14 protein-coding genes and 4 tRNA genes are annotated in these 20,088 nt (G+C 57.6%); 10 read left to right on the top strand and 8 right to left on the bottom strand.

From position 1 onward, the window contains the following. Window positions 1-10: 10 nt before the first annotated feature. The 5 genes from ACO06L_RS06445 to purE all read right to left on the bottom strand — a co-directional run bounded on the left by ACO06L_RS06445 (window position 11) and on the right by purE (window position 5,440). Window positions 11-598 (bottom strand): LemA family protein, encoded by a 588-nt coding sequence (locus tag ACO06L_RS06445; RefSeq protein ID WP_014577658.1) that lies wholly within the window; start codon window positions 596-598, stop codon window positions 11-13. Window positions 599-620: 22 nt separating this feature from the next. Further along, window positions 621-2,681 (bottom strand): putative bifunctional diguanylate cyclase/phosphodiesterase, encoded by a 2,061-nt coding sequence (locus tag ACO06L_RS06440; RefSeq protein ID WP_064228769.1) that lies wholly within the window; start codon window positions 2,679-2,681, stop codon window positions 621-623. Between the two features lie 283 nt (window positions 2,682-2,964). Then, on the bottom strand, window positions 2,965-3,543 hold the full coding sequence (gene sodB / locus ACO06L_RS06435) for a superoxide dismutase [Fe] (RefSeq protein ID WP_064228770.1): 579 nt from the start codon (window positions 3,541-3,543) through the stop codon (window positions 2,965-2,967). 71 nt (window positions 3,544-3,614) lie between these two features. After that, window positions 3,615-4,733, bottom strand: coding sequence for a 5-(carboxyamino)imidazole ribonucleotide synthase (locus ACO06L_RS06430; RefSeq protein WP_202346915.1), 1,119 nt, complete (start codon window positions 4,731-4,733; stop codon window positions 3,615-3,617). Between the two features lie 215 nt (window positions 4,734-4,948). Next, window positions 4,949-5,440, bottom strand: a complete 492-nt coding sequence (gene purE / locus ACO06L_RS06425) for a 5-(carboxyamino)imidazole ribonucleotide mutase (protein ID WP_202346914.1) — start codon at window positions 5,438-5,440, stop codon at window positions 4,949-4,951. Between the two features lie 296 nt (window positions 5,441-5,736). On the opposite strand from purE, the gene ACO06L_RS06420 reads away from it, so the two are divergent. The 6 genes from ACO06L_RS06420 to ACO06L_RS06395 all read left to right on the top strand — a co-directional run bounded on the left by ACO06L_RS06420 (window position 5,737) and on the right by ACO06L_RS06395 (window position 8,516). After that, window positions 5,737-6,717, top strand: a complete 981-nt coding sequence (locus tag ACO06L_RS06420) for a hypothetical protein (RefSeq protein ID WP_202346913.1) — start codon at window positions 5,737-5,739, stop codon at window positions 6,715-6,717. A 140-nt stretch (window positions 6,718-6,857) separates the two neighbouring features. Next, window positions 6,858-7,730, top strand: coding sequence for a DUF2846 domain-containing protein (locus ACO06L_RS06415; RefSeq protein WP_202346912.1), 873 nt, complete (start codon window positions 6,858-6,860; stop codon window positions 7,728-7,730). A 49-nt stretch (window positions 7,731-7,779) separates the two neighbouring features. Continuing rightward, window positions 7,780-8,037, top strand: coding sequence for a hypothetical protein (locus ACO06L_RS06410; protein ID WP_202346911.1), 258 nt, complete (start codon window positions 7,780-7,782; stop codon window positions 8,035-8,037). Between the two features lie 161 nt (window positions 8,038-8,198). Then, window positions 8,199-8,274: transfer RNA gene (locus ACO06L_RS06405), tRNA-Val, on the top strand. 67 nt (window positions 8,275-8,341) lie between these two features. Continuing rightward, window positions 8,342-8,418 (top strand) — tRNA-Asp (locus tag ACO06L_RS06400). Window positions 8,419-8,440: 22 nt separating this feature from the next. Further along, window positions 8,441-8,516 (top strand) — tRNA-Val (locus ACO06L_RS06395). Window positions 8,517-8,558: 42 nt separating this feature from the next. Here the strand turns inward: ACO06L_RS06395 and ACO06L_RS06390 are convergent. Continuing rightward, window positions 8,559-9,965, bottom strand: a complete 1,407-nt coding sequence (locus tag ACO06L_RS06390; protein WP_202346910.1) for a 3-oxoacyl-ACP reductase — start codon at window positions 9,963-9,965, stop codon at window positions 8,559-8,561. A gap of 315 nt (window positions 9,966-10,280) precedes the next feature. On the opposite strand from ACO06L_RS06390, the gene ACO06L_RS06385 reads away from it, so the two are divergent. Next, the gene (locus ACO06L_RS06385) at window positions 10,281-11,618 is read left to right on the top strand and encodes an acetyl-CoA C-acetyltransferase (RefSeq protein WP_227715845.1); all 1,338 of its coding nucleotides are present in this window, start codon (window positions 10,281-10,283) and stop codon (window positions 11,616-11,618) included. 98 nt (window positions 11,619-11,716) lie between these two features. Beyond that, a tRNA-Met gene (locus ACO06L_RS06380) sits at window positions 11,717-11,793 on the top strand. A 55-nt stretch (window positions 11,794-11,848) separates the two neighbouring features. Here the strand turns inward: ACO06L_RS06380 and ACO06L_RS06375 are convergent. After that, window positions 11,849-13,336 (bottom strand): amidase, encoded by a 1,488-nt coding sequence (locus tag ACO06L_RS06375; RefSeq protein WP_064228777.1) that lies wholly within the window; start codon window positions 13,334-13,336, stop codon window positions 11,849-11,851. Between the two features lie 45 nt (window positions 13,337-13,381). Beyond that, window positions 13,382-14,389, bottom strand: a complete 1,008-nt coding sequence (locus ACO06L_RS06370; RefSeq protein ID WP_202346909.1) for a hypothetical protein — start codon at window positions 14,387-14,389, stop codon at window positions 13,382-13,384. Window positions 14,390-14,680: 291 nt separating this feature from the next. On the opposite strand from ACO06L_RS06370, the gene ACO06L_RS06365 reads away from it, so the two are divergent. Beyond that, complete coding sequence (locus ACO06L_RS06365) at window positions 14,681-16,330, top strand: autotransporter assembly complex protein TamA (RefSeq protein ID WP_064229005.1); 1,650 nt, start codon at window positions 14,681-14,683, stop codon at window positions 16,328-16,330. A gap of 5 nt (window positions 16,331-16,335) precedes the next feature. Next, the gene (locus ACO06L_RS06360) at window positions 16,336-20,088 is read left to right on the top strand and encodes a translocation/assembly module TamB domain-containing protein (RefSeq protein WP_421846199.1); all 3,753 of its coding nucleotides are present in this window, start codon (window positions 16,336-16,338) and stop codon (window positions 20,086-20,088) included.

The following is a 20,088-nucleotide window of genomic DNA, read 5'->3' as shown; positions in this document are numbered from 1 at the left end:
CCTCAGGGCCTCAGAAGGCCACTTTCGGTGCCTGACGGGCTTCCGGTGATTCCAGTTCCAGTTGCGACGTTTCCTTGAACGCAAACATGCCGGCTATCACGTTGTTGGGGAACTGCTCTCGGAAAATGTTGTAGCTCATTACGCCATCGTTATAGGCCTGGCGAGCAAAGGCGACGCGGTTCTCGGTGCTGGAAAGTTCTTCCATCAGTTGCTGGATGGTTTCGTTGGCCTTCAGCTCCGGGTAGTTCTCCGCCACGGCGTAAAAGTTGGCAAGCGCCTTGGTCAACAGATTTTCGGCACTGCCCAGGCGCTGGATCTTGGTTCCGTCGCCTGGATCCTTGGCGGCATCCTTTTGGGCGCTGACCGCATTGTTGCGGGCTTCCATCACCTGGGTGAGGGTGCTTTTCTCATGGGTAAGATAGGCTTTTGCTGCTTCCACCAGGTTCGGAATCAGGTCGTGCCGGCGCTGCAGCTGCACATCAATCTGGGCAAACCCGTTCTTGAACTGGTTGCGCAGGGAAACCAGGCGGTTGTAGATAAAGACCAGGTAGAAAACAACGACGGCAATAACGATCAGGCCGATAACGGTAGTTCCCATAGCAACTCCTCAGGGTAATGGGTCAGGCGTTATTTTCCACGATTTGCTCGTGGAAACCTTTTACGAAGGTCTCAAATTCACGCGGCGGCAATGGTTTGCTGAAGAAATAGCCCTGGGCCAGCTGGCAGCCGCGCTGACTCAGGTAGTATTCCTGTTCTGCCGTTTCCACACCTTCAGCAACCACTGACAGATTCAGACTCTTGCCAAGATCGATGATGGTGTTTGCGATTCGGGTGTCTTCCTCGTTAACCAGCAGGTCCCGGATAAACTGTTTGTCGATTTTCAGATGCTGCACTGGCATCTGTTTGAGGTAGGTGAGGGAGGAGTAGCCGGTTCCGAAGTCGTCCACGGCGATACTGATTCCGGCCTTGTTGAGCCTGTGGAGTTTGGCCACAGCATCTGAGAGGTTGGTCATGAAGCTGGTTTCGGTCACCTCAAGCTCCAGTCGCCCGGCAGGAATCTTGTGTCGTCGCAAGGTGTCGAGGATGTCATCGACGATGGTTTCCTGGCGCAGTTGAACGGCTGAGAGGTTAACCGCAATGCGCAATGGAGTGCCATCCGATGCCCAGCGTGCCGCCTGCCAACAGGCCTGATCCAGAACCCACTGGCCAATTTCAACAATGGAGCCGTTCGCTTCGGCGACCGGAATGAAAAAGTCGGGAGGAACCATGCCGCGAGCCGGGTGTTCCCAGCGCAGCAACGCCTCGGCCCCGATTACACGTTTGCTTTCAAGGTTGATCTGGGGCTGGTAAACCAGGTGCAACTGGTGGTTTGCAAGTGCCTGGGACAGATCCTTTTCCAGTTGCTTTCGGTCCCGGATTTCCTGGTCAATGCTGGCAACGTAGAACTGGAAGTGGTTGTGGCCGTTCTGCTTGGCCAGGGTCATGGTCTGCTCGGCACTTTGCAGCAGCCGGTCTGCCTGGTTGGTGTCAGACGGGTACAGCGCAACACCCATGGTAGCAGTCATGGAAATGCTCTGCTCTTCAACAAGCATGGGGGCGCTGATACAGGCAAGAATTCGTTCGGCCGTGTCCGCCGCCTGGAATCCGTCCCGGAGTCCTTTCTGAACAATCACGAACTGATCGCTGCCCAGGCGTGCAATGGTAAACCTGGCGTTGTCCAGTTTGTTGGTCAGCCGGTCTGCGACCGTCTGCAGGATAAGATCGCCAGAGCGGAAACCGCACTGCTCGTTCACCGACTTGAAGTCGTCGATGCCGCAGACAATCAGGGACAGCTGTGAGTTGCGTTTGTTGGCCTCCTCAATGTCCCGCACCAGCAATTCCATAAAGGTATCCCGGCTGGGCAGGCCGGTGAGCTGATCGTAGCGGGACAGGCGGCTTACCCGATCCTCTGCCTCGCGATGACGTTTCTGGCTGTCACCAATGGCGACCAGCAGATTATTGGTGGCGTTTACCCACAGCCCCAGCTCGTCGCTCTGGTGGCCGGGTGGCGTAGTGACCAGGCGGTCATCCGGGTGAGCGGGGTCGACTTGCTTTACGGAGCTGACAATTCTGAGAAGTGGGCGCGTCAGAAGCAGATGGAAAACATAGAACAGCACCATCCCGAGGATAAGGGCCGTCGCTATGCCGGAAGCGAAGGTGACCGCCGCCCGGTCCAGCCAGGTACGCGCAGCCGGTGCCGTATCGTAATGAACATCGAGGTAGCCGTAGACATCCTCCGGATTGCCTTCACGGAAGAGTGGTTCCCGGAACATGCGTTCAGCATCGAAGAAGGGATCGGTAACCGGGCGAAAGGCGGTATGCTGCAACGGGCGGTCGCGATTCCCGAGTGGCTCGCCGTCCGGATGAACAATTCGGGCTGTATGAATAGCTTCCTTCGCAAAGAGGCCGTCCACCACCTGCTGGGCGAGTTCGGCATCTATGCTGAACACTGCCTGGGTAGCGGCGTCTTTTACCATAGCGATGGTCTGCTCGGCGTCGTTGTCCAGCCCCCTGGACACGCGTTGAGCATCCAGTATGACCTGTATGGTGCTGACAATTACGCCACTGACAAGGGCCACGGCAAGAATCCACCGTAAGATTCGATAGCCCAGGCGATGTTCAACCTCGAAGGAGTTTTGCATTCAAGCCTGTCTTATTCCGGTTATGCAGGACGAGCGTTCCGCACTGTTCAGGGCGAAAATGTCGCACTTCGGGCGATGTGCTTGGGGCCTCACCCTGATTATTGTTGCTAAGTATGGTTCAGAGTTTCGATATCTTCATGGAGTATCGGCGATTTTTTCAAAGATTTCAGGGTGTGGTTGTATCAAATTGTAATTGCTTAGGTATGACAGACACGAAAACGCCCGCCAGGGGCGGGCGTTTCAACGCAGCCTATACAGGCTATGTCTGGGAGCGAAACCTGGATCAGGCCAGGTTTTCGTTCACGAAATCCCAGTTGACGAGGTTCCAGAACGCTTCCAGGTAGTTCGGACGGGAGTTGCGGTAGTCGATATAGTAAGCGTGCTCCCAAACGTCGACGGTCAGCACCGGCTTGTCGGCGCCGGTCAGCGGCGTTTCGGCGTTGCTGGTGTTCACAATGCCAACACTGCCGTCAGCTTTCTTCACCAGCCAGGTCCAGCCAGAACCGAAGTTATTGGCGGCCTTGTCGTTAAATTCTTTCTTGAAGTCTTCGAAAGAACCGAACGCCTTCTCAATGGCTTCCTTGGCTGCGCCGGTCGGCTCACCGCCACCGTTCGGGCTCAGGCAGTGCCAGTAGAAGGTGTGGTTCCAGACCTGTGCGGCGTTGTTGAACAGCGGGCCGCTGGCACTCTTGATGATGTCTTCAAGAGATTTGTTGGCGTTGTCAGTACCTTCGATCAGGCCATTGAGCTTGGTGACGTAGGTGTTGTGATGCTTACCGTAATGGTACTCAAGAGTTTCCTGAGAGATGTGCGGTTCCAGTGCGTTCTTTTCATAAGGCAGTGCGGGAAGTTCAAATGCCATGAGGTCGTTCTCCCTGTCTCTCTGTTTATGTTGATGTACGTGAACCCAATATAGGGTCGATTTGCTTCAGATCAACCCTTTGGTGTTAAAGAACTTTTAAACTCGGGGCTGCCGGGCAGGAACTGCGCGCAGTTCTTCACCCGCCACACCAGTTCTTCGTAGCTGTCGGCCAGTATGTTCACATGGCCTAACTTCCGGCCCGGCCGCTCACCTTTATTATAGAGGTGAACATGGGCATAGGGCAGTTCGAGGATGCGGTCAATGTCGCCATGCTCGCCGATGATATTGATCATGCAGCTTACGCCACGGGGCGCGACATTCCCAAGAGGGTGTCCGCTCACCGCACGGATGTGGTTCTCAAACTGGCTGGTCATCGCCCCTTCAATGGTCCAGTGCCCGGAGTTATGAACCCTGGGGGCCATCTCGTTGGCTACCAGGCCATCGGCTGTCTCGAACAGCTCCAGTGTTAGTACGCCGACATAATCCAATTCGTTCAGCAGTGCCTTGATGTAACGCTCGGCATCTTCCTGAACATGCTTCGACAGTTTTGGTGCCGGAGCAATCGAGTAACGCAGAATCCCATCGTGATGGGTGTTCTCCGCCATCGGGTAGAACGCCAGCTCACCGTCTTCAGCGCGTATGGCGATAATCGATACTTCCCGGTGGAAGTCCACAAACTTTTCCACGATCAGGCGCGGGTGGCCGATGGATTCCCAGGCGGCTTCTGCCTCCTCGGGTGTTCTGAGCACAGCCTGGCCTTTGCCGTCATAACCTTCGGTGTTGGACTTTGCCACCACCGGGCAGCCAAGTTCTTCGGCAGCGGCTTTCAGTGAAGCCGCGCTGTCGGCAATTTTCCACTCCGGCGTCGGGATGCCTAACTGGCCGAACAGGGTTTTCTCGGCTTCCCGGTTCTGGCATACCTGCAGGGCCCGGGGGCAGGGATGCACGGGTTTGTGGGCAGCAATTTTCTCGGCGACGTCCACCGGCAGGTGTTCAAACTCATAGGTAACGCGGTCAACCCTGGAGAGGAAGTCGTCCAGGTATTCGCCGTCCCGGTCGATGATGACTTCACCAAGGCCGGCACTGGGGCTGCCGGACATGTCATAGAAAACAAAGGTCTTGGCCAGTGGGTATCCGGCCAGTGCCAGCATTCTTCCCAGTTGGCCGGCTCCCAGTACACCAATTCTCATTTGTGTTCTCCTGCCTGGTTTCCGCGATTAATCTTCTGGCTTCTGACTGTGCTGGTGACAAGGTTGGGGATGCCACCAATAGCTGGGGGAGCCTTTGGTGGGGGCTTTTCCAAAACTGTAGAGGGCCAAGGATGGCCCGAAACAAGCGCACATGGACGTGCTTGTAGCGTGTTTTGGAAAAGCTCCCGCCGAAGGCTCCCTTCACCCAACTTGAATCATTGATCTCGGGGATCAGGATTGTCCAGAATCGTTTCGGTCTGTGTTGCCCGGAACTGTTCCACGGCTTTGCGAACGTTGTCGTCGGAGGTGCCGATAATCTGCGCTGCCAGCAGGCCAGCGTTGGTGGCGCCCGCTTTGCCGATGGCCAGGGTGCCGACGGCGATGCCGCCGGGCATCTGGACGATGGACAGCAACGAATCGAGACCGTTCAGGGCTTTGGACTGAACTGGTACGCCGAGGACCGGCAGGGCGGTTTGTGACGCAACCATGCCCGGCAGGTGCGCTGCGCCGCCGGCGCCCGCAATAATGACTTTCAGACCGCGGTCTGCGGCTGTTTTGGCGTAGTCAAACAGCAGATCCGGGGTGCGATGGGCCGAGACGACTTTGGTTTCATAGGCCACACCGAGTTTTTCGAGCATGTTGGCGGCGTGTTCCATGGTGGGCCAGTCAGATTTGGAGCCCATGATGAGTCCTACAAGCGGCTGCATATGCAACAGTCCTGTGATAATTGGAAAGCCGGCCATTGTATGTTTTGGCTACCTACCATGCAACAAACCTCGGCGGAAGGCGCAGTTGAGAGGCCTTTTCCGGAAACCGCTACGAGCACATCCATGTGCGCTTGACTGAAGCCATCCTTGGCTTCAGACATTTCCGGAAAAGGCCTCTCAACTCCGCCCCGAACGCTCTGGAAGATTCAGCATGAGCGCAGCTTCATTTTTACCTGCGAGTAAGTACAGGTATTATCGGACCTTATTGTTTTAACCGTCCATAGTCAGGAGCTGTAATGGAACCCATCCGTCCAGATGATGATGAGCTGAGGGCTGAACGACCGATTGGTAGTGCCGAGACGAAGAAGCCGGCGGAGAGAAAGTCCAGACCAGCGTCCGGAGGGAAAGGCGAACCGTCGACACCAACGAAGCCTCCCAAAGGCGGCAAGGGCGGTAATGGGGGCAGCGGCGGCAATGGTCGCGGTAGCTCGCCAATGCTTTGGGTACTGCTGATTGTGCTGGCCGTTGCAGCCGGCGCGGGTTGGTATTCCCAGGAACAGCGGGTTCAGGCTCTGGAAGGTCAGCTTGAGGAAGCGGATTACTGGGCCCGGCAGAGCAAGCTGGCGCTGGCTCGGTTTGAGGGTGAGCTTTCGGAGACGGGGGAGAACCTGCAGGAGCGGGGCGCATCGCTGGAGGACCAACTGGCAGCGAATAAAAAGCGTCTTGATACGGCGGACAGTGAGATCCGGAAGCTCTGGGCGATTGCCAATGAGCGCAACAAGAAGCGTCTGGATGAACAGCAGGAGCGGATTGCTGCGCTGGAATCCGGCCTTGCGGAGGGTAAGAAGTCTATTGGCGCTCTAGAGACGTCGGTAGAGAAGGTTCGGTCGTCGCTTTCAGCGGATATTGCTGCTCTGAAGCAGCAGACGGAGACGTCGATCACAGCACTGCAGGATGCCAACCGGCAGGCAACGGAGCAGTTGGCGAAACTGAGTCAGCAGCTGGCGGATGTGGATCAGGTCATCGAAAGTCGTATCCGGCGGTTTGAGCAGGAGCAGAAGCTCGGTATCAGTGGCATGGAAGGGCGGATTTCGGCCCTGGAGCGGGAGACGGATGAGCTTGCCGGGGATGGCCGGGTTCAGGCACTGCGGAATGATGTGGCCAGCCTCAAGCGAACGGTCGAGTCCATCGATGCTTCCCGTTCACAGCTGACTTCCCGTCTGGTTCGGCTGTCTGAAGAGGTGAATCAGCTGCGGAGTCAGGTCAGCGGGCAGTAACTGGCCCGCAGAGCATTTTGGTCTTAGGCATTTCGGGTTTTGTAACGGTTTGTAGCCATCCCTTGCGGTAGCTCTCATTTCTGGCGATTTGCAGTTGTTATGATCAGGCAACTCGCAATCAGGATGAAGAGTTAACAACAATGAAAACCCGAGTGCCTTCCGTTGTTCCCGTTCTCCGGCCGCTGGTGGTGGTATTTCTGTTGCTGGCGGTGTCGGGGTGTACGGTTTATCAGTCTATTGGTAAAAGCGTCGGTTCGTTCCTGCACCCGGTTTCCGGCCATGATTTCGTCCACATTGATAATGACAGCTGGGACCGGCGCAACGCCGTGTTGTATTTCTACCGGACCCATTCCCAGTGGGCGGCCGATGAGATCGAAGCTCCCAGTGTTTACATTGACGACACCCAATATTTCAACATCCGCAACGACAGCTTCACCTGGCTGGAGGTAAGTCCCGGAGAGCGTCATATTGCCATGCGCCGGCCGTTGCTGGGGCTGGAGGGGATGAACTCTTTCAGTCTGAGCCTGATCGCCGATGCCACGCTGGAAGTCGAGCCAGGCCAGATCTATTACCTGCGTTATAACGAGCTTTCGGAGCCGGGCCAGCGACATCCGGACCTGGATCCGGATCACCCGCTGACTCAGGGCGACCTCCAACTGGTGACGCGGGAATATGCCATGCAGGCAGAGGAGATCGTTTCCACGCAATTCCTCAACAGTGATCTGTTGGCACCGAACCACGCGGCTACCTCGATTGTGGAAGTGAACGAAGACCAGGATTACGAGCGGCAACTTGTATTGCTGGAAGAGGAGCGGGAGCTTGAAATTGAGCGCTTGCGGGAAGAGGGCAAGTACGAATCCGCTTCCTGGTTCTGGCCATTCGGCGGTGGCCCCACGGTTCCTCTGGAGACAGATCGAAAGATTAAGAAACTGGAGCAGGAATACGCGGAACTGGAGCTGGAGCGTGAGCGGCGGGAAGAAGCAGAATCCGGCGGCGGCTGGTGGATTTTCTGAGTGCTGACTACACTGACGACAGGTGAAAGACTCGGGATATTCGAAAACAATGGCGCTCAAGGATTCTCTCAGACTCAGATTTGAAAAACTGGCAGACGATGTTGTCCCTCAACTTCTCGATAGCTGGGGTGATCTGCAGAAGCGGCTGGATGACCTGAACTGTTCCCTGGCCAACCGGGCCGTGCCGGAAGACAGGCGCAGCCGTGTCAGCGAGTTGTCCCTTCAGGAGAAAGCGCAGCAGGCGGGACAGGATCGTCCGGTTGTGCGAGCAGTTAAAGCGGCGGGCAAGGGCTCGCGGCGAAAGTGAATTTGCTCAAAAACCGTACGCTTTTGAATGGCTTGCAGGTTTTTTCAGAAAATTCAGGGAAAATATTTGACACCGCCAGCCAAATGCTTAAAATGCGCCTCTCACTTGGTTGAGACAGCAACGCTGGCCAGCAAGTGAGGGCCTTTGAAAGGCTTGAAAGTGGGTGGTTAGCTCAGCTGGGAGAGCATCGCCCTTACAAGGCGAGGGTCACTGGTTCGATCCCAGTACCACCCACCACTTTCAAATGCATCACCGGATCACCCCATCCGGTTTCAGGTTCGGGCCCGAGGGCCGGAATTGATGCGGAGCGGTAGTTCAGTTGGTTAGAATACCGGCCTGTCACGCCGGGGGTCGCGGGTTCGAGTCCCGTCCGCTCCGCCATTTTTATTAAAGAAGTATACCCGGGTGGTTAGCTCAGCTGGGAGAGCATCGCCCTTACAAGGCGAGGGTCACTGGTTCGATCCCAGTACCACCCACCAAAATTCCGAAAAAGGGCCGATCCGCAAGGATCGGCCCTTTTTTTATTTACCAATCAAAGACTGCCCGCAAACCCGCACAACATTCCCATTCACTCCATTGGACGCAGGGCTGCAGTACCAGGCGATGGCTTCGGCCACATCCACCGGTTGTCCACCCTGGGACAGGCTGTTCATCCTGCGACCGGCCTCGCGGATGGTGACCGGCATGGCCGCCGTCATCTGGGTTTCGATAAATCCGGGGGCAATGGCGTTGATGGTCACGCCGTTTTTCAGTTGCCGGGCCATGGCCTCCACATACCCGATTACCCCGCACTTGGCGGTTGAGTAGTTGGTCTGCCCGAAGTTACCGGCAATTCCGCTGATGGAAGAAATGCAGACAATGCGTCCGTTTTCTTTCATGAGCTCTCGCTTTGCCAGCTCCTCGTCGATCAACTCCTCCGCGGTCAGGTTCACTGCGATGGTCATGTCCCAGAAGTGCTCCGGCATGTTGCCCAGGGTTTTGTCGCGGGTAATGCCCGCATTGTGAATAACCAGGTCAACCCCGCTGAAATGCTCTTCGATGAAGTCGGCGATCAGCTTTGGTGCTTTGTCGTCGGTAATGTCACAGGCCAGAGCCTTGCCGTTGATGGCGGATGTGACTTTCTTCAGATCCTCCATGGCCGGCGGAATATCCAGCCCGATAACGGTGGCGCCGTCCCGCGCCAGGGTCTCGGCAATGGCGGCGCCGATGCCACGGGAGGCGCCCGTGACCAGTGCGACTTTTCCGGTCAGTGGGGCGACTGGGTTGGTCGCGGGCGCTGGATCGCTTTTGCCGATCTTGACGACTTGGCCCGATACATAGGCAGAGCGGGCAGAGAGGAAGAATCGCACGCTGGAATCCAGTTGGTTCTCTGCTCCGGGCGCCATCCAAAGCAGGTTCGCCGTGGAGCCTTTTTTGCCAATTTCCTTACCCACGCTGCGAACAAATCCTTCGAGGGCCTGTTGTGCAGCGGCCTGGGGCGCTTTTCTGCAGGTGGCGGGGGTCTGGCCAATGACCAGAACGCGAGCGTTACTGCCGAGTTTTTTGATGGTGGGGTGGAAAAAATCGTAAAGGGCCCGGAGGTCGTCCGGTCCTTTCAGGCCGGTGGCGTCGAACACCAGGGCCGAAAATTTATGGCCGATTTCCGACCCCAGATCCAGTGGTCGGGCTTTGTTACCGGCTTTGGATGAGTCTTTCAGGCGGTCGTTGCCGCTGGCGTGGTGCAGTGTGGCGGCACTGGCGCTGAGGGTGCTGCCAATGGTCGCGATGGCTTTGCCGCCGGCTGCCGCACCAATTAGCACGTCGCCTTCAATAAAGGGCTGGTCGGTCCGTTTGAGGCGTTTCAGGGGGACTGGAGCGGGCAGGCCCAGGGATTGTGCGGCGGTTTTGCCTACCGGGGTGTTTACTAATCTAAGATAGAGGTCAGACATGGGTGGCTTCCTTGTGTTTGCATTCGGGTTGCTGGATGCGAATCGTCCTACAGGGTAAAGAATCGGATAGTTTTTGGATTGACTCAATGCCTGTAGGGTGTTGTCAGGGGTGCCAATGAGGCGTTGTCGGTTGTCGCTACACTTGTTTTCAGGTTGGGTGCAGGGAGCAATGGGGTTGGGCTTTCCAAAACACGCCCATGAATACGTCCCTGTAGGGCTCGGTCGCGCCATCCCTGGCGCTCTACGGTTTTGGAAAGCCCAACCCCATTGCTCCTTTGGGCATCGCAGATATCTCATAAAAGGAATGGATTGATCATGGCACAGGCACCGAAAACGACTCAAAAGAAAACCGCCACATCGAAGAAGACCAGTGCTGCGCCTTCGGGTATTCGCCGCGTGGCGGTGCTGGGTGGTAACCGGATTCCGTTTGCGCGTTCCAATACAGCGTACAGCAAGATCAGTAATCAGGAGTTGTTGACGTCGGCGCTGCGTGGGCTGGTGGATCGGTACGGTCTTGAGGGGCAGCGGCTGGGTGAGGTGGCTGCCGGGGCGGTTATCAAGCATTCGCGGGATTTTAATCTGACCCGGGAGGCGGTGATGAGTTGTGGCCTGGCGCCGGAGACGCCGGCGTACGATATCCAGCAGGCCTGTGGCACGGGGCTGGAGGCGGCTATTCTGGTAGCCAACAAGATTGCCCTGGGGCAGATCGAGTGTGGCATAGCCGGAGGAACCGACACCACGTCCGATGCGCCGATTGGCGTGGGTGAGGGGCTACGGGAGATTCTGCTGGATCTGAACCGGGCCAAGACCGCAGGCGAGCGGCTGAAGATTCTGGCCAGGTTTCGGCCGGGCCATCTCAAGCCGGAGGTGCCGGAAAATGGCGAGCCCCGCACCGGTATGTCGATGGGCGAGCATGCCCAGGTGACGGCGAAGGAGTGGGATATTGCCCGGGAGGATCAGGATAAGCTGGCCTTTGAGAGCCACCAGAAGCTGGCCAAAGCCTATGAGGAGGGTTTCTTCAACGATTTGCTGACACCAATGGCGGGCCTGGAGAAAGACAATATTCTGCGGCCGGACACCTCTTTGGAGAAACTGGCGACGCTCAAGCCGGTTTTTGATCGGGAGAATGGCACCATGACCGCGGCCAATAGCACGGCGTTGACGGATGGCGCCTCATGCGTGTTGCTGGCCAGTGAGGAATGGGCCAAGGCCAATAATTACGAGGTCAAGGCGTGGTTGACGTTCTCCGAAGTAGCTGCGGTCGATTTCGTGGACAAGAAAGAAGGCCTGCTGATGGCACCTGCCTATGCGGTGCCCCGGATGCTGGAGAAGGCGGGGCTGACCCTTCAGGATTTCGATTTCTATGAAATTCATGAAGCCTTCGCTGCTCAGGTACTCTGTACCCTGAAAGCCTGGGAAGATTCGGCCTTCTGCAAGGACCGCCTGGGTCTGGACAAGCCTCTGGGCAGCATTGACCGCGACAAACTCAACGTCAAAGGCAGCAGCCTGGCGACCGGCCATCCTTTCGCGGCCACCGGTGCCCGCATTGTTGCGACGCTGGCCAAGTTGCTGGAGGAGAAGGGCAGTGGTCGAGGCCTGATTTCCATCTGCGCCGCCGGCGGACAGGGGGTTACTGCGATTCTGGAAAGGTAAGTTTTGGAAAACTGGAACTTTCCTTTGACAGTGTCGGTCACAGCCCTTATCATGCGCGCCACGTTGATCAGGGGTTCCCTGAGAAACAACCAGTTTGATGCGGGGTAGAGCAGTCTGGTAGCTCGTCGGGCTCATAACCCGGAGGTCGTTGGTTCGAATCCAGCCCCCGCTACCAACATGAGAAAAGCCGGCCTAGAGCCGGCTTTTCTCGTTTTTACTCTAGAGATTATCTAGAAGCCCTCGGGCCTCAAAAACCCAGCCAGCCCGGCCTCTTCCAGCAGTCCCGCAAACCCGATCGTGGTCAGATCCATCCCCGGTGCACCAATTACCTGGACATTGAATGGCAGGCCCTCTTTCGTCCGTCCAATGGGTACACATGTCGCGGGCAGGCCCAACAGGGTGGCGAGGGCGATCCAGCAGAACTGGTCCATGTAAGCCCGTGGCTGGCCGGCGACGGTTATTCGGCGTTTGAAGACCGGGTGGGTGTGGTCATGCCGGATGGCGGTGGTTGGTGTTACCGGGGTAAGCAGGACATCCACTTCCTGAAATAACGATTCAATTTCAGCCCGCATTTTCTCCCGCATTTCGCTCCAGGCCATCCACTGGTAGACCGGCTGATTCACGCCTCGTCCGTATTCACCGATAAACGGCGTCATCGGGCCCAGGAACTTGAGCCAGGGTTCCAGTCGGGCGATCCATTTCATCTGCCTGCGCTGGGCGGGTTTCAGGGATGTGCTGAGTAGAGCGCCGAGCAAATTGAAGTAAGCGGGCAGGATGTGCTCGAGGCTCAGTAAAGGATGGCTGGCTTCGGTGACCATTGCGCCCCGTTCAGACAGTGACCTGCCCAGGGCCTGATAGCCCTCGGTCAGCTCCTGCTCTACCGGGCACAGCGGATCCTCCAGCCATAAACCCACTCGAGCCTGGTCGAGGCTTTGAAGTGCTGATGGTGCCATTTGGAGCGTCCAACTGCGCTCTTCCGCTGGCCGGGGCCCGGCAATGACTTTCAGCAGGAGCTCCAGATCCCGGGCGTTACGCGCCATCGGGCCGCCCTCGACCAGGTCCGGTCGGGATTGGGTGCCGGGCGGTCCGGGAATGTGACCGCGAAACGAGACCAGGGAGCGGGTGGGCTTGTGGCCGAAAACGCCACAAAAATGGGCCGGTGTGCGTATGGAGCCTGCCAGGTCGCTGCCCACTTCCAGGGGCGTCATGCCGGCGGCCAGGGCAGCCGCCGCGCCGCCCGAGGAGCCCCCGGGAGTGTGCGCCGGGTTGTGGGGGTTGTTGGTTACCCCGAACAGTTTGTTGTAGCTCTGCAGGTCGGTGGCATAGATGGGCACATTGGTTTTGCCCAGGATAATGGCACCCGCGTCTTCGAGCCTCTGGACAACGTCAGCGTGGTATTCGGGTTTATGGTTTCTGAGGGCCGGTGCGCCTGCAGTGCAGGTCAGGCCCGCCACTTCCCAGGTGTCTTTCAGGGTGAGTGGCAACCCGTGCAGGGGCCCTTTTACCGCGTTGGCTGCACGCTGCTCATCGGCCTGACGGGCACTGGCGAGTGCCCGCTCCTCATCCAGGGTCACAACGGCATTGATGGCCGGATTGTGTTCGCGGATCTGGTTCAACAGGGCAGTGGTCAGAGCCTCGCTCGTCAGGGTACCGGCCTCAAGCTGTGCCAAAAGGTCATGGGCGGATTGGTAGTGCAGTGGCAATTGCGATGCATCCATGGATGTTCTCTTTGTTGTTGGTTTCCTGGAAATCTCGCCGGTTTGTCAGGGCAACTCTGATCGCCAGTGTTTTACCTTTACCTGTCCTTTGATCGCGTCGATGATTTCGACAATCAGATTGATGAGCGCCTCGTTCTGGGCCTCGTCGGCTCTCACTTCACCGGGTGTCGGCAGGAATACGTTGACGATGTCTTCAATGAAGGCGTGGTTGGAGGCTGAGGCCAGATCTTCGAGAATCTGGTGTATAACGTGGGCGACGATATCCCCCACAGCCTCTTCCAGGGTTTCCTGAATCGTGGGGCCCACCACCGGCAGATATTTCAGTCGTGATAGTTCGAGATTCTGTTTGAGGGCGTTATCGACCCGGTCCTCCAGATAGCTACGCAGCGCTCCTCGATTGGGTACATAGCCTTCCTGGGCCGCCTCGGCAACCCGCTTGGAGATCCAGTCGGAGAGCATGTCCCTCCGGGGGTAGAGAATGTCCTCCTGGATCTTGTCGAACAGCGGTGAGCCCCGTTTAACCTCCTGCTGCACGCCGCTCAGCACCTTGAGCACAATGCGGTCCGAAAGCTCTTCCATAAAGGCTTCGTAATAGAAATTCACGAATCGATAGATCTTGGTGCTGGTGATATCGATGATCTTGTACTGGTGCAGGCGGTAGATGATTGAGATTACCCGCAGAATACGGAGGAAGCGCAGGCTTCCTACCGGAATACACCCCACCAGGTCATACCAGTGTATGAACGGGTAAAAGTACCAGCGGTCATAGACTTTGGCCTTGATGGCGTAGCCCCAGCGAACAAAGAACTCGGTCAGGAAGATGCTGACAAAGATCAGATCGTAGAAAATGAAGCGTTCGTGAATGGGGTGGTAAGCGGACTGGATGGCCGGTGCATGTTCTTTGAGCAGGTTCTGGACGGCGACAAAATTATAGATCGAGTCCCAGATGATGAACGCCAGGTTGATGATCAGCAGGCCCAGCATCAGGAAGTCAATGATGAACCAGATAAGCTGGTGGCTGGATTTCAGGTTTTCTCGATTTATCTTCAGCATTCGCCAAGGTCCGGTCTGTTGCTAAGTATCTGACAGGTTAGCTTATTTCGACGCCACAAACGACTCGCCCTGACGCCGCTCAAAGAATGCCGGAGGGCCAACCATGGATTAACTTGACCCTCTACCATTAAACTCCCACGCTTGAACGGAAATCCTTCTTGTTACCACCAACATTGAAATAGCCGGATGCTATCAATCTACCAAGTCGTGAATTCGGGCCGGGTCCGGCTTCTCATCACTTTGCTGTGCTGTCTGCCTGCGTGGGTTGGTGCGCAACAGGTGGTGGTGAACATGGAGGGGGACTATCCGAAGCTGAAATCAAACGCTCAGGCCTTTATTGGTGAAGTTGAAGGTCGCAGCGCCGGAAACCTGAGACGGTATGCCTCCACGGCTGTCGGTCAGGCTCGGGAAGCCTTACGAGCCCTGGGATATTACGGGCCCATGATTGACTGGCGGATTGAAGAGGGCGACTCGGATACAACCGCGACTCTCATCCTGTCCATTACCCCCGGAGAGCCAGTAAAAGTCACGTCCCGGAACGTCCAGATCCGAGGGGCTGCTGCGTCAGATGCAAGGCTTACCTCTGATCTGCCGGCGCATCCGGCAGAAGGCGATATTCTCAATCACGGCGACTACGCTAACCTGAGGGACACCATCCAGAACCGTGCCCGCCGTAGGGGGTATTTCGACGGCAGGTTTGTCACCCGCACTCTGGAAGTGGATCCGACGAAGCGCAGCGCCGAAATTACCCTCATTTATGAGAGCGGTCAGCGATATCAGCTGGGGGAGGTCACTTTTGAAGAAGGGCACTGGTTCGAGATTGAGCTTCTGAGGGATTTTGTCACCTTCGAACCGGGAACGCCCTATCACGCCGACGAAATTGCGCGGCTGAACAAGGACCTTCTGAACAGCGGTTACTTCAGCAATGTTGATGTCAATATCTCACCGGCGGACGCCGAAAATGGGGTCATTCCTGTTCGTGTTGGCCTGTCTCGGCGCGACGCGCGTTCTGTTGCTGCAGGTGTCGGGTTTTCGACTGACGTTGGCCCCAGATTCCGGGGTACCTGGCGGGAGCACTGGATAAATCCCATGGGCCACAAGCGGGGGGCGGAAACAGAGCTTTCGGTGCCCCGTCAGAATCTGAGCACCTGGTACGAGTTGCCTCTGGATCCTCCCATGACTGATCTGATCCGTCTGACTGCTGGATATCAGCGGGAGGATATCGAAAATGTTGAATCGGAGCTTCTGACCCTGGGCCAGCAGTGGCAGCATGAGCTTGATAATGGCTGGCTCCAGGTTCTTTCATTACGTTGGGAAGGTGAACGGTTCAATATCGGCAACGATGAGAAAGGCACGAGCACACTTCTACTCCCGGGCGCTGGTTACTCGAAGATTCACGCGGATTCACCCCTGGACCCGTCCCGCGGCTACCGTTTGCAGTTGGATGTTACCGGCTCTCATCGGGCTGTGCTCTCCGATGTGGACATTCTGCACGTAAACGCCCTGGTAAAGGGGCTGTTTACCATTGCCGGCAGGCACCGCTTTGTCGGCCGTTTTCAGGCAGGAGCCGTTGCCACAAATCGGTTCTCAGATGTGCCGCCGTCCCTGCGCTTTTTTGCCGGTGGTGATCAAAGCGTCCGGGGCTACGGTTATGAAACCCTGTCGCCTGAAAACGATAACGGTGTGCCGGTGGGCGGCCGTTTTCTGATGGTGGGCAGCGGTGAGTATCAGTACCAGTTTGCCGATAAATGGCGCGCCGCCGTGTTTGTGGATCATGGTAATGCCATTAACGATCTGAACGATCCCCTGGCAACTGGCGCCGGGATCGGCATTCGCTGGATCAGCCCGGTCGGTCCGCTGCGGCTGGATATTGCCAAAGGGCTGGATAGGGAATTTGGTGGGGACTGGCGGATTCACTTTTCCATGGGGCCCGAGCTTTGACACAGATACCAGAGAGATCGGAAGACAACCACCAGGAACAGCCGGCCAATCCGCGCCGCGTTCGTTTCTGGCTGCTTGTGTGTCTGGGAATCTTGTTCCTCGTACCTGTACTGTTGCTGGCGGCTGTTTTGTTGGCCCTGCGGTCCGAGGCTGGAACCGCCTGGGTGATTGAGCAGGTGCCGGGACTGCAGGTTGAGAATGACCGTGGCTCGCTGTTTGGGCAGTGGCAAGCTGACCGCCTGCAATGGCGTGGCTACGGGGTTGAAGTAATCGTTGTATCTCCACTAGTGGACTGGTCGCCTTCCTGCCTGTTCAGAAAGCAGCTGTGTGTTGACAGTCTGAAGGCAGAGACGCTCGAGGTCACCCAGTTGCCCCCGGCCGACAAATCCGGGGCTGGGGGCGCCATCACGCTGCCGGGTGTGGACCTTCCGCTGTCCCTGAATATCAGCGGCGTCCGGATGGGGCCTTTCACCTTCAATGGCAACAGGATCTGGGACCGGTTTGAGCTGGATGCCGGTGGATCCGGCGCTGACTGGACCATTGAGCGCGCCTGGTATCAGTTGGGCGATTACACGGTCTCTGCCGACGGCCGAATAGAAACCCGACGTGACTGGCCCATCAATCTGAAGGTCATGGCAGATATTCCACCACCCTATGGTGACAAGTGGGCTCTGGACGCGACACTCTCAGGCAGCGTGCGAGATCTGATGGTAGCGGCCACCAGCCGTGGCTACCTGAATGCCGAACTTGCGGGGAAAGTCGAACCGCTGGATCCAACCTTGCCGGCAAGACTTCGGATAACCTCGGATCAGTTCCGGGCTGTTGAGGCGCTGCCGGAGACCCTGGTGCTCAACGACTGGTCTGTGGAAGCCCGTGGCAGCCTGCAGAAAGGTTTTCGCACCCAGGGCCAGGCGAGGTTGCCCGGCACAACGGGGCCGGTGAACCTGGCGCTGGAGGGCCTCGTGACCACGCAGGCGGCTGAGAACATCCGTATTGAACTGGCCACTGATGGAAAGAATGGCGGCGAACGGGATACCTTGGTGGCCAACGGACGTGTGGCATGGAGCCAGGGCCTGGACGCCAGCGCGGATGTCCGCTTGCGCGGGTTTCCCTGGTACACACTGGTCCCGGACCTTGAGCCGCCGATAGTTGCGCTTCGGTCGCTGGATGGCACCATTTCCTGGCGGGAGGGAAGCTACCACGCGGAGCTCGAAGCCGGTGTTGATGGCCCTCAGGGTCGTGCCGAGCTGTCGACCACTGTCGATGGTGACACCGAGCAAACCACACTGACCGATCTGAGCGTCAGCACCGGCGCCGGGTCGCTTGCCGGAAAGGGATCGGTGAACTTTTCCGGGCCGCTATCCTGGCAGGCGGCTCTGACCCTTCAGAATTTCAACCCGGGTTACTGGGTGCCCGTTCTTGAAGCCAGCCTGAGTGGAGATGTGACGACCGAAGGGCAGCTCGGGGATGGCCCCATACCTGCCATGAACGCCAACTGGAACCTTGAGGGTGAATGGCGTTCCAGCCCTGCGTCGCTCGAAGGCCGCCTTGATACCTCATCCGGTAGCTGGGAGTTGTCCGGGCTGAGTCTGGCCATTGGCGACAACCGGGTGGAGGGAAGTGGCACCTGGGGCAATCTGTTACGGGGTGATCTGGTTTTGAACCTGCCCGATCCGGAGATCGTCCTGCCTGGTCTGAGTGGCAATCTGGAAGCGACGCTGGTGGCAGAGGGAACGCCGGAGCGACCATTGGGAGAACTGAAGGCGAGTGCTCAAAACCTCGCCTGGCAGGATCAACTGAGTATTGAAACACTGAGCCTGGAGGCCGAGCTGGAAGACGGGCTAAGGCTTGCAAGCCGATTGCAGGCCGAGAACCTCGGAGGTTTTGGTCAGGAGCTTGAAACGCTGACGCTCCAGGCGAACGGCACGCAGGGGCGGCACACGTTGAACTTGAGCGCTGAGCATTCCGACGCAGACCTGGAGCTGGCGCTTCAGGGTGGGGCTGGTGCTGAATGGAAAACCTGGCAGGGCCAGCTTTTACGCGGTCTGATAAATCTTCCGGAACAGTCCCAGCGATGGCAACTGGAGTCACCAGCGACACTGGCCTATGGAGCCGACGGTGAGCTGACCTTTGGTAACCATTGCTGGCGGTGGCAGCAGAGCACTGTTTGCGCCGACGATCAGACATTGCTGCCTGTACCCAATATTGCCTACCGAATTGACCGGTTCCCGACGTTGGCCCTGGCACCCTTGTTGCCGGAAACCGTGCGATGGAACGCGCGGTTAAACGGCGAGGTCGACTTTACAACCATGGCTGAAGGCCCGGACGGTCGTATTTATCTTGATGCCGGTGATGGCGAATTTCAGCTGCTGGTAGACGGTGAATGGGAATCGTTAGTCTATGATGCCCTGACCACGGAGGTTACGTTCAAGCCAGAACAGGCCGATGTTGCTGTTCGTCTCTCCGGCCCCGAATTGGGCAGGTTTTCTCTGGATATGGGGTTGGACCCGAACTCAGAAAGTCGCAACGTCGAGGGTTCTTTCAGCCTGGAAGGGCTGGATATCGCACTTGCAGGTCTGCTGTCTGGGCTTGATGAGGTCGCGGGTCGGGTGAACGGCCAGGGTAAGCTTTCGGGTCCCTTGATGAAACCGGCCGTGACCGGCGAATTGCACCTGGTGGATGGCCGGGTTTCAGATCCCCGTTTGCCGGTGCCCATCGAAGAGATGATTGCCAGTATTCAATTCTCGGGCTATTCGGCACAGATCAGCGGCAGAATCCAGAGCAATGCCCGGAGTCAGACCATTCTCGATGGCGAGGTTGACTGGCAGCAGGCGCCGAAGGGAAAAATCACAATCTCCGGGAAGCGGGTGCCGTTCAATGTGGAACCCTATGCCCAGCTTGAGGTGGAGCCGGATCTGACCCTTGTCTTCAGTGAAGGAGCGCTGGAGATCGCCGGGCAGATTGCAGTCCCGAGAGGGGACATTGAAATAAAGGGCTTGCCTGAGCAGGCCGTGTCGGTTTCTGAAGACGAAGTCATCGTGGGTGTTGAACGGGAGGAACCCGTGGTCCGTTCACTCAACATGGATGTGAATGTCGTGGTGGGTGAAGATCAGGTGACTTTTTCGGCCTTCGGGGTGACCGGCGATCTCGAGGGCTCCCTCCGGATCAGCAACGATATGGACACCCGGGGAACGCTCCAGCTGGTCAATGGCCAGTATGAGGCCTATGGACAGGAGCTCGAACTCAGGCGTGCCAGGCTGCTGTTTGTTGGTAACCTGGCTCAACCCTACCTCGATATCGAAGCAGTGCGGCGGGTGGATACCGTGGTTGCCGGTATCCGTCTGACTGGCCCGGTGCAATCGCCGGAGACTGAGGTGTTCTCCAATCCTGATATGCCACAGACTGATGCGCTTTCCTACGTGATTCTTGGCAGGCCTCCCCAGAGCCAGGGTGACGAAGGCCAGATGAGCCGGGCTGCGCTTTCACTGGGGCTGACCCAGGCCAGCAAGGTGACCGGGCAGATTGGTGAGGAGTTCGGGATTCGCCAACTCACCCTCGAGGCGGAGGGGTCGGGTGATCAGACTTCGGTGGTAGCCAGCGGCTACCTGACCGACGAGCTGAGCGTGCGCTATGGTGTCGGCATCTTCGAGCCGATCACGACCGTTGCCCTGCGCTACGATCTGGGCCGGTACTTTTACCTGGAGGCTGCCAGCGGGCTGGCGGCCTCCCTGGATATTTTCTACACCCGGGATTTCTGA

It is taken from the genome of Marinobacter sp. (assembly GCF_965229985.1).
Taxonomy (GTDB): Bacteria; Pseudomonadota; Gammaproteobacteria; order Pseudomonadales; family Oleiphilaceae; genus Marinobacter.
This window is presented reverse-complemented; position numbering and strand designations above follow the sequence as displayed.

What these genes read in the sequence shown, in the direction of transcription:
- ACO06L_RS06445 (WP_014577658.1), bottom strand. Translation starts at nt 598, where the DNA reads ATGGGAACTACCGTTATCGGCCTGATCGTTATTGCCGTCGTTGTTTTC.
- ACO06L_RS06440 (WP_064228769.1), bottom strand. Translation starts at nt 2,681, where the DNA reads ATGCAAAACTCCTTCGAGGTTGAACATCGCCTGGGCTATCGAATCTTA.
- sodB (WP_064228770.1), bottom strand. Translation starts at nt 3,543, where the DNA reads ATGGCATTTGAACTTCCCGCACTGCCTTATGAAAAGAACGCACTGGAA.
- ACO06L_RS06430 (WP_202346915.1), bottom strand. Translation starts at nt 4,733, where the DNA reads ATGAGAATTGGTGTACTGGGAGCCGGCCAACTGGGAAGAATGCTGGCA.
- purE (WP_202346914.1), bottom strand. Translation starts at nt 5,440, where the DNA reads ATGCAGCCGCTTGTAGGACTCATCATGGGCTCCAAATCTGACTGGCCC.
- ACO06L_RS06420 (WP_202346913.1), top strand. Translation starts at nt 5,737, where the DNA reads ATGGAACCCATCCGTCCAGATGATGATGAGCTGAGGGCTGAACGACCG.
- ACO06L_RS06415 (WP_202346912.1), top strand. Translation starts at nt 6,858, where the DNA reads ATGAAAACCCGAGTGCCTTCCGTTGTTCCCGTTCTCCGGCCGCTGGTG.
- ACO06L_RS06410 (WP_202346911.1), top strand. Translation starts at nt 7,780, where the DNA reads ATGGCGCTCAAGGATTCTCTCAGACTCAGATTTGAAAAACTGGCAGAC.
- ACO06L_RS06390 (WP_202346910.1), bottom strand. Translation starts at nt 9,965, where the DNA reads ATGTCTGACCTCTATCTTAGATTAGTAAACACCCCGGTAGGCAAAACC.
- ACO06L_RS06385 (WP_227715845.1), top strand. Translation starts at nt 10,281, where the DNA reads ATGGCACAGGCACCGAAAACGACTCAAAAGAAAACCGCCACATCGAAG.
- ACO06L_RS06375 (WP_064228777.1), bottom strand. Translation starts at nt 13,336, where the DNA reads ATGGATGCATCGCAATTGCCACTGCACTACCAATCCGCCCATGACCTT.
- ACO06L_RS06370 (WP_202346909.1), bottom strand. Translation starts at nt 14,389, where the DNA reads ATGCTGAAGATAAATCGAGAAAACCTGAAATCCAGCCACCAGCTTATC.
- ACO06L_RS06365 (WP_064229005.1), top strand. Translation starts at nt 14,681, where the DNA reads ATGGAGGGGGACTATCCGAAGCTGAAATCAAACGCTCAGGCCTTTATT.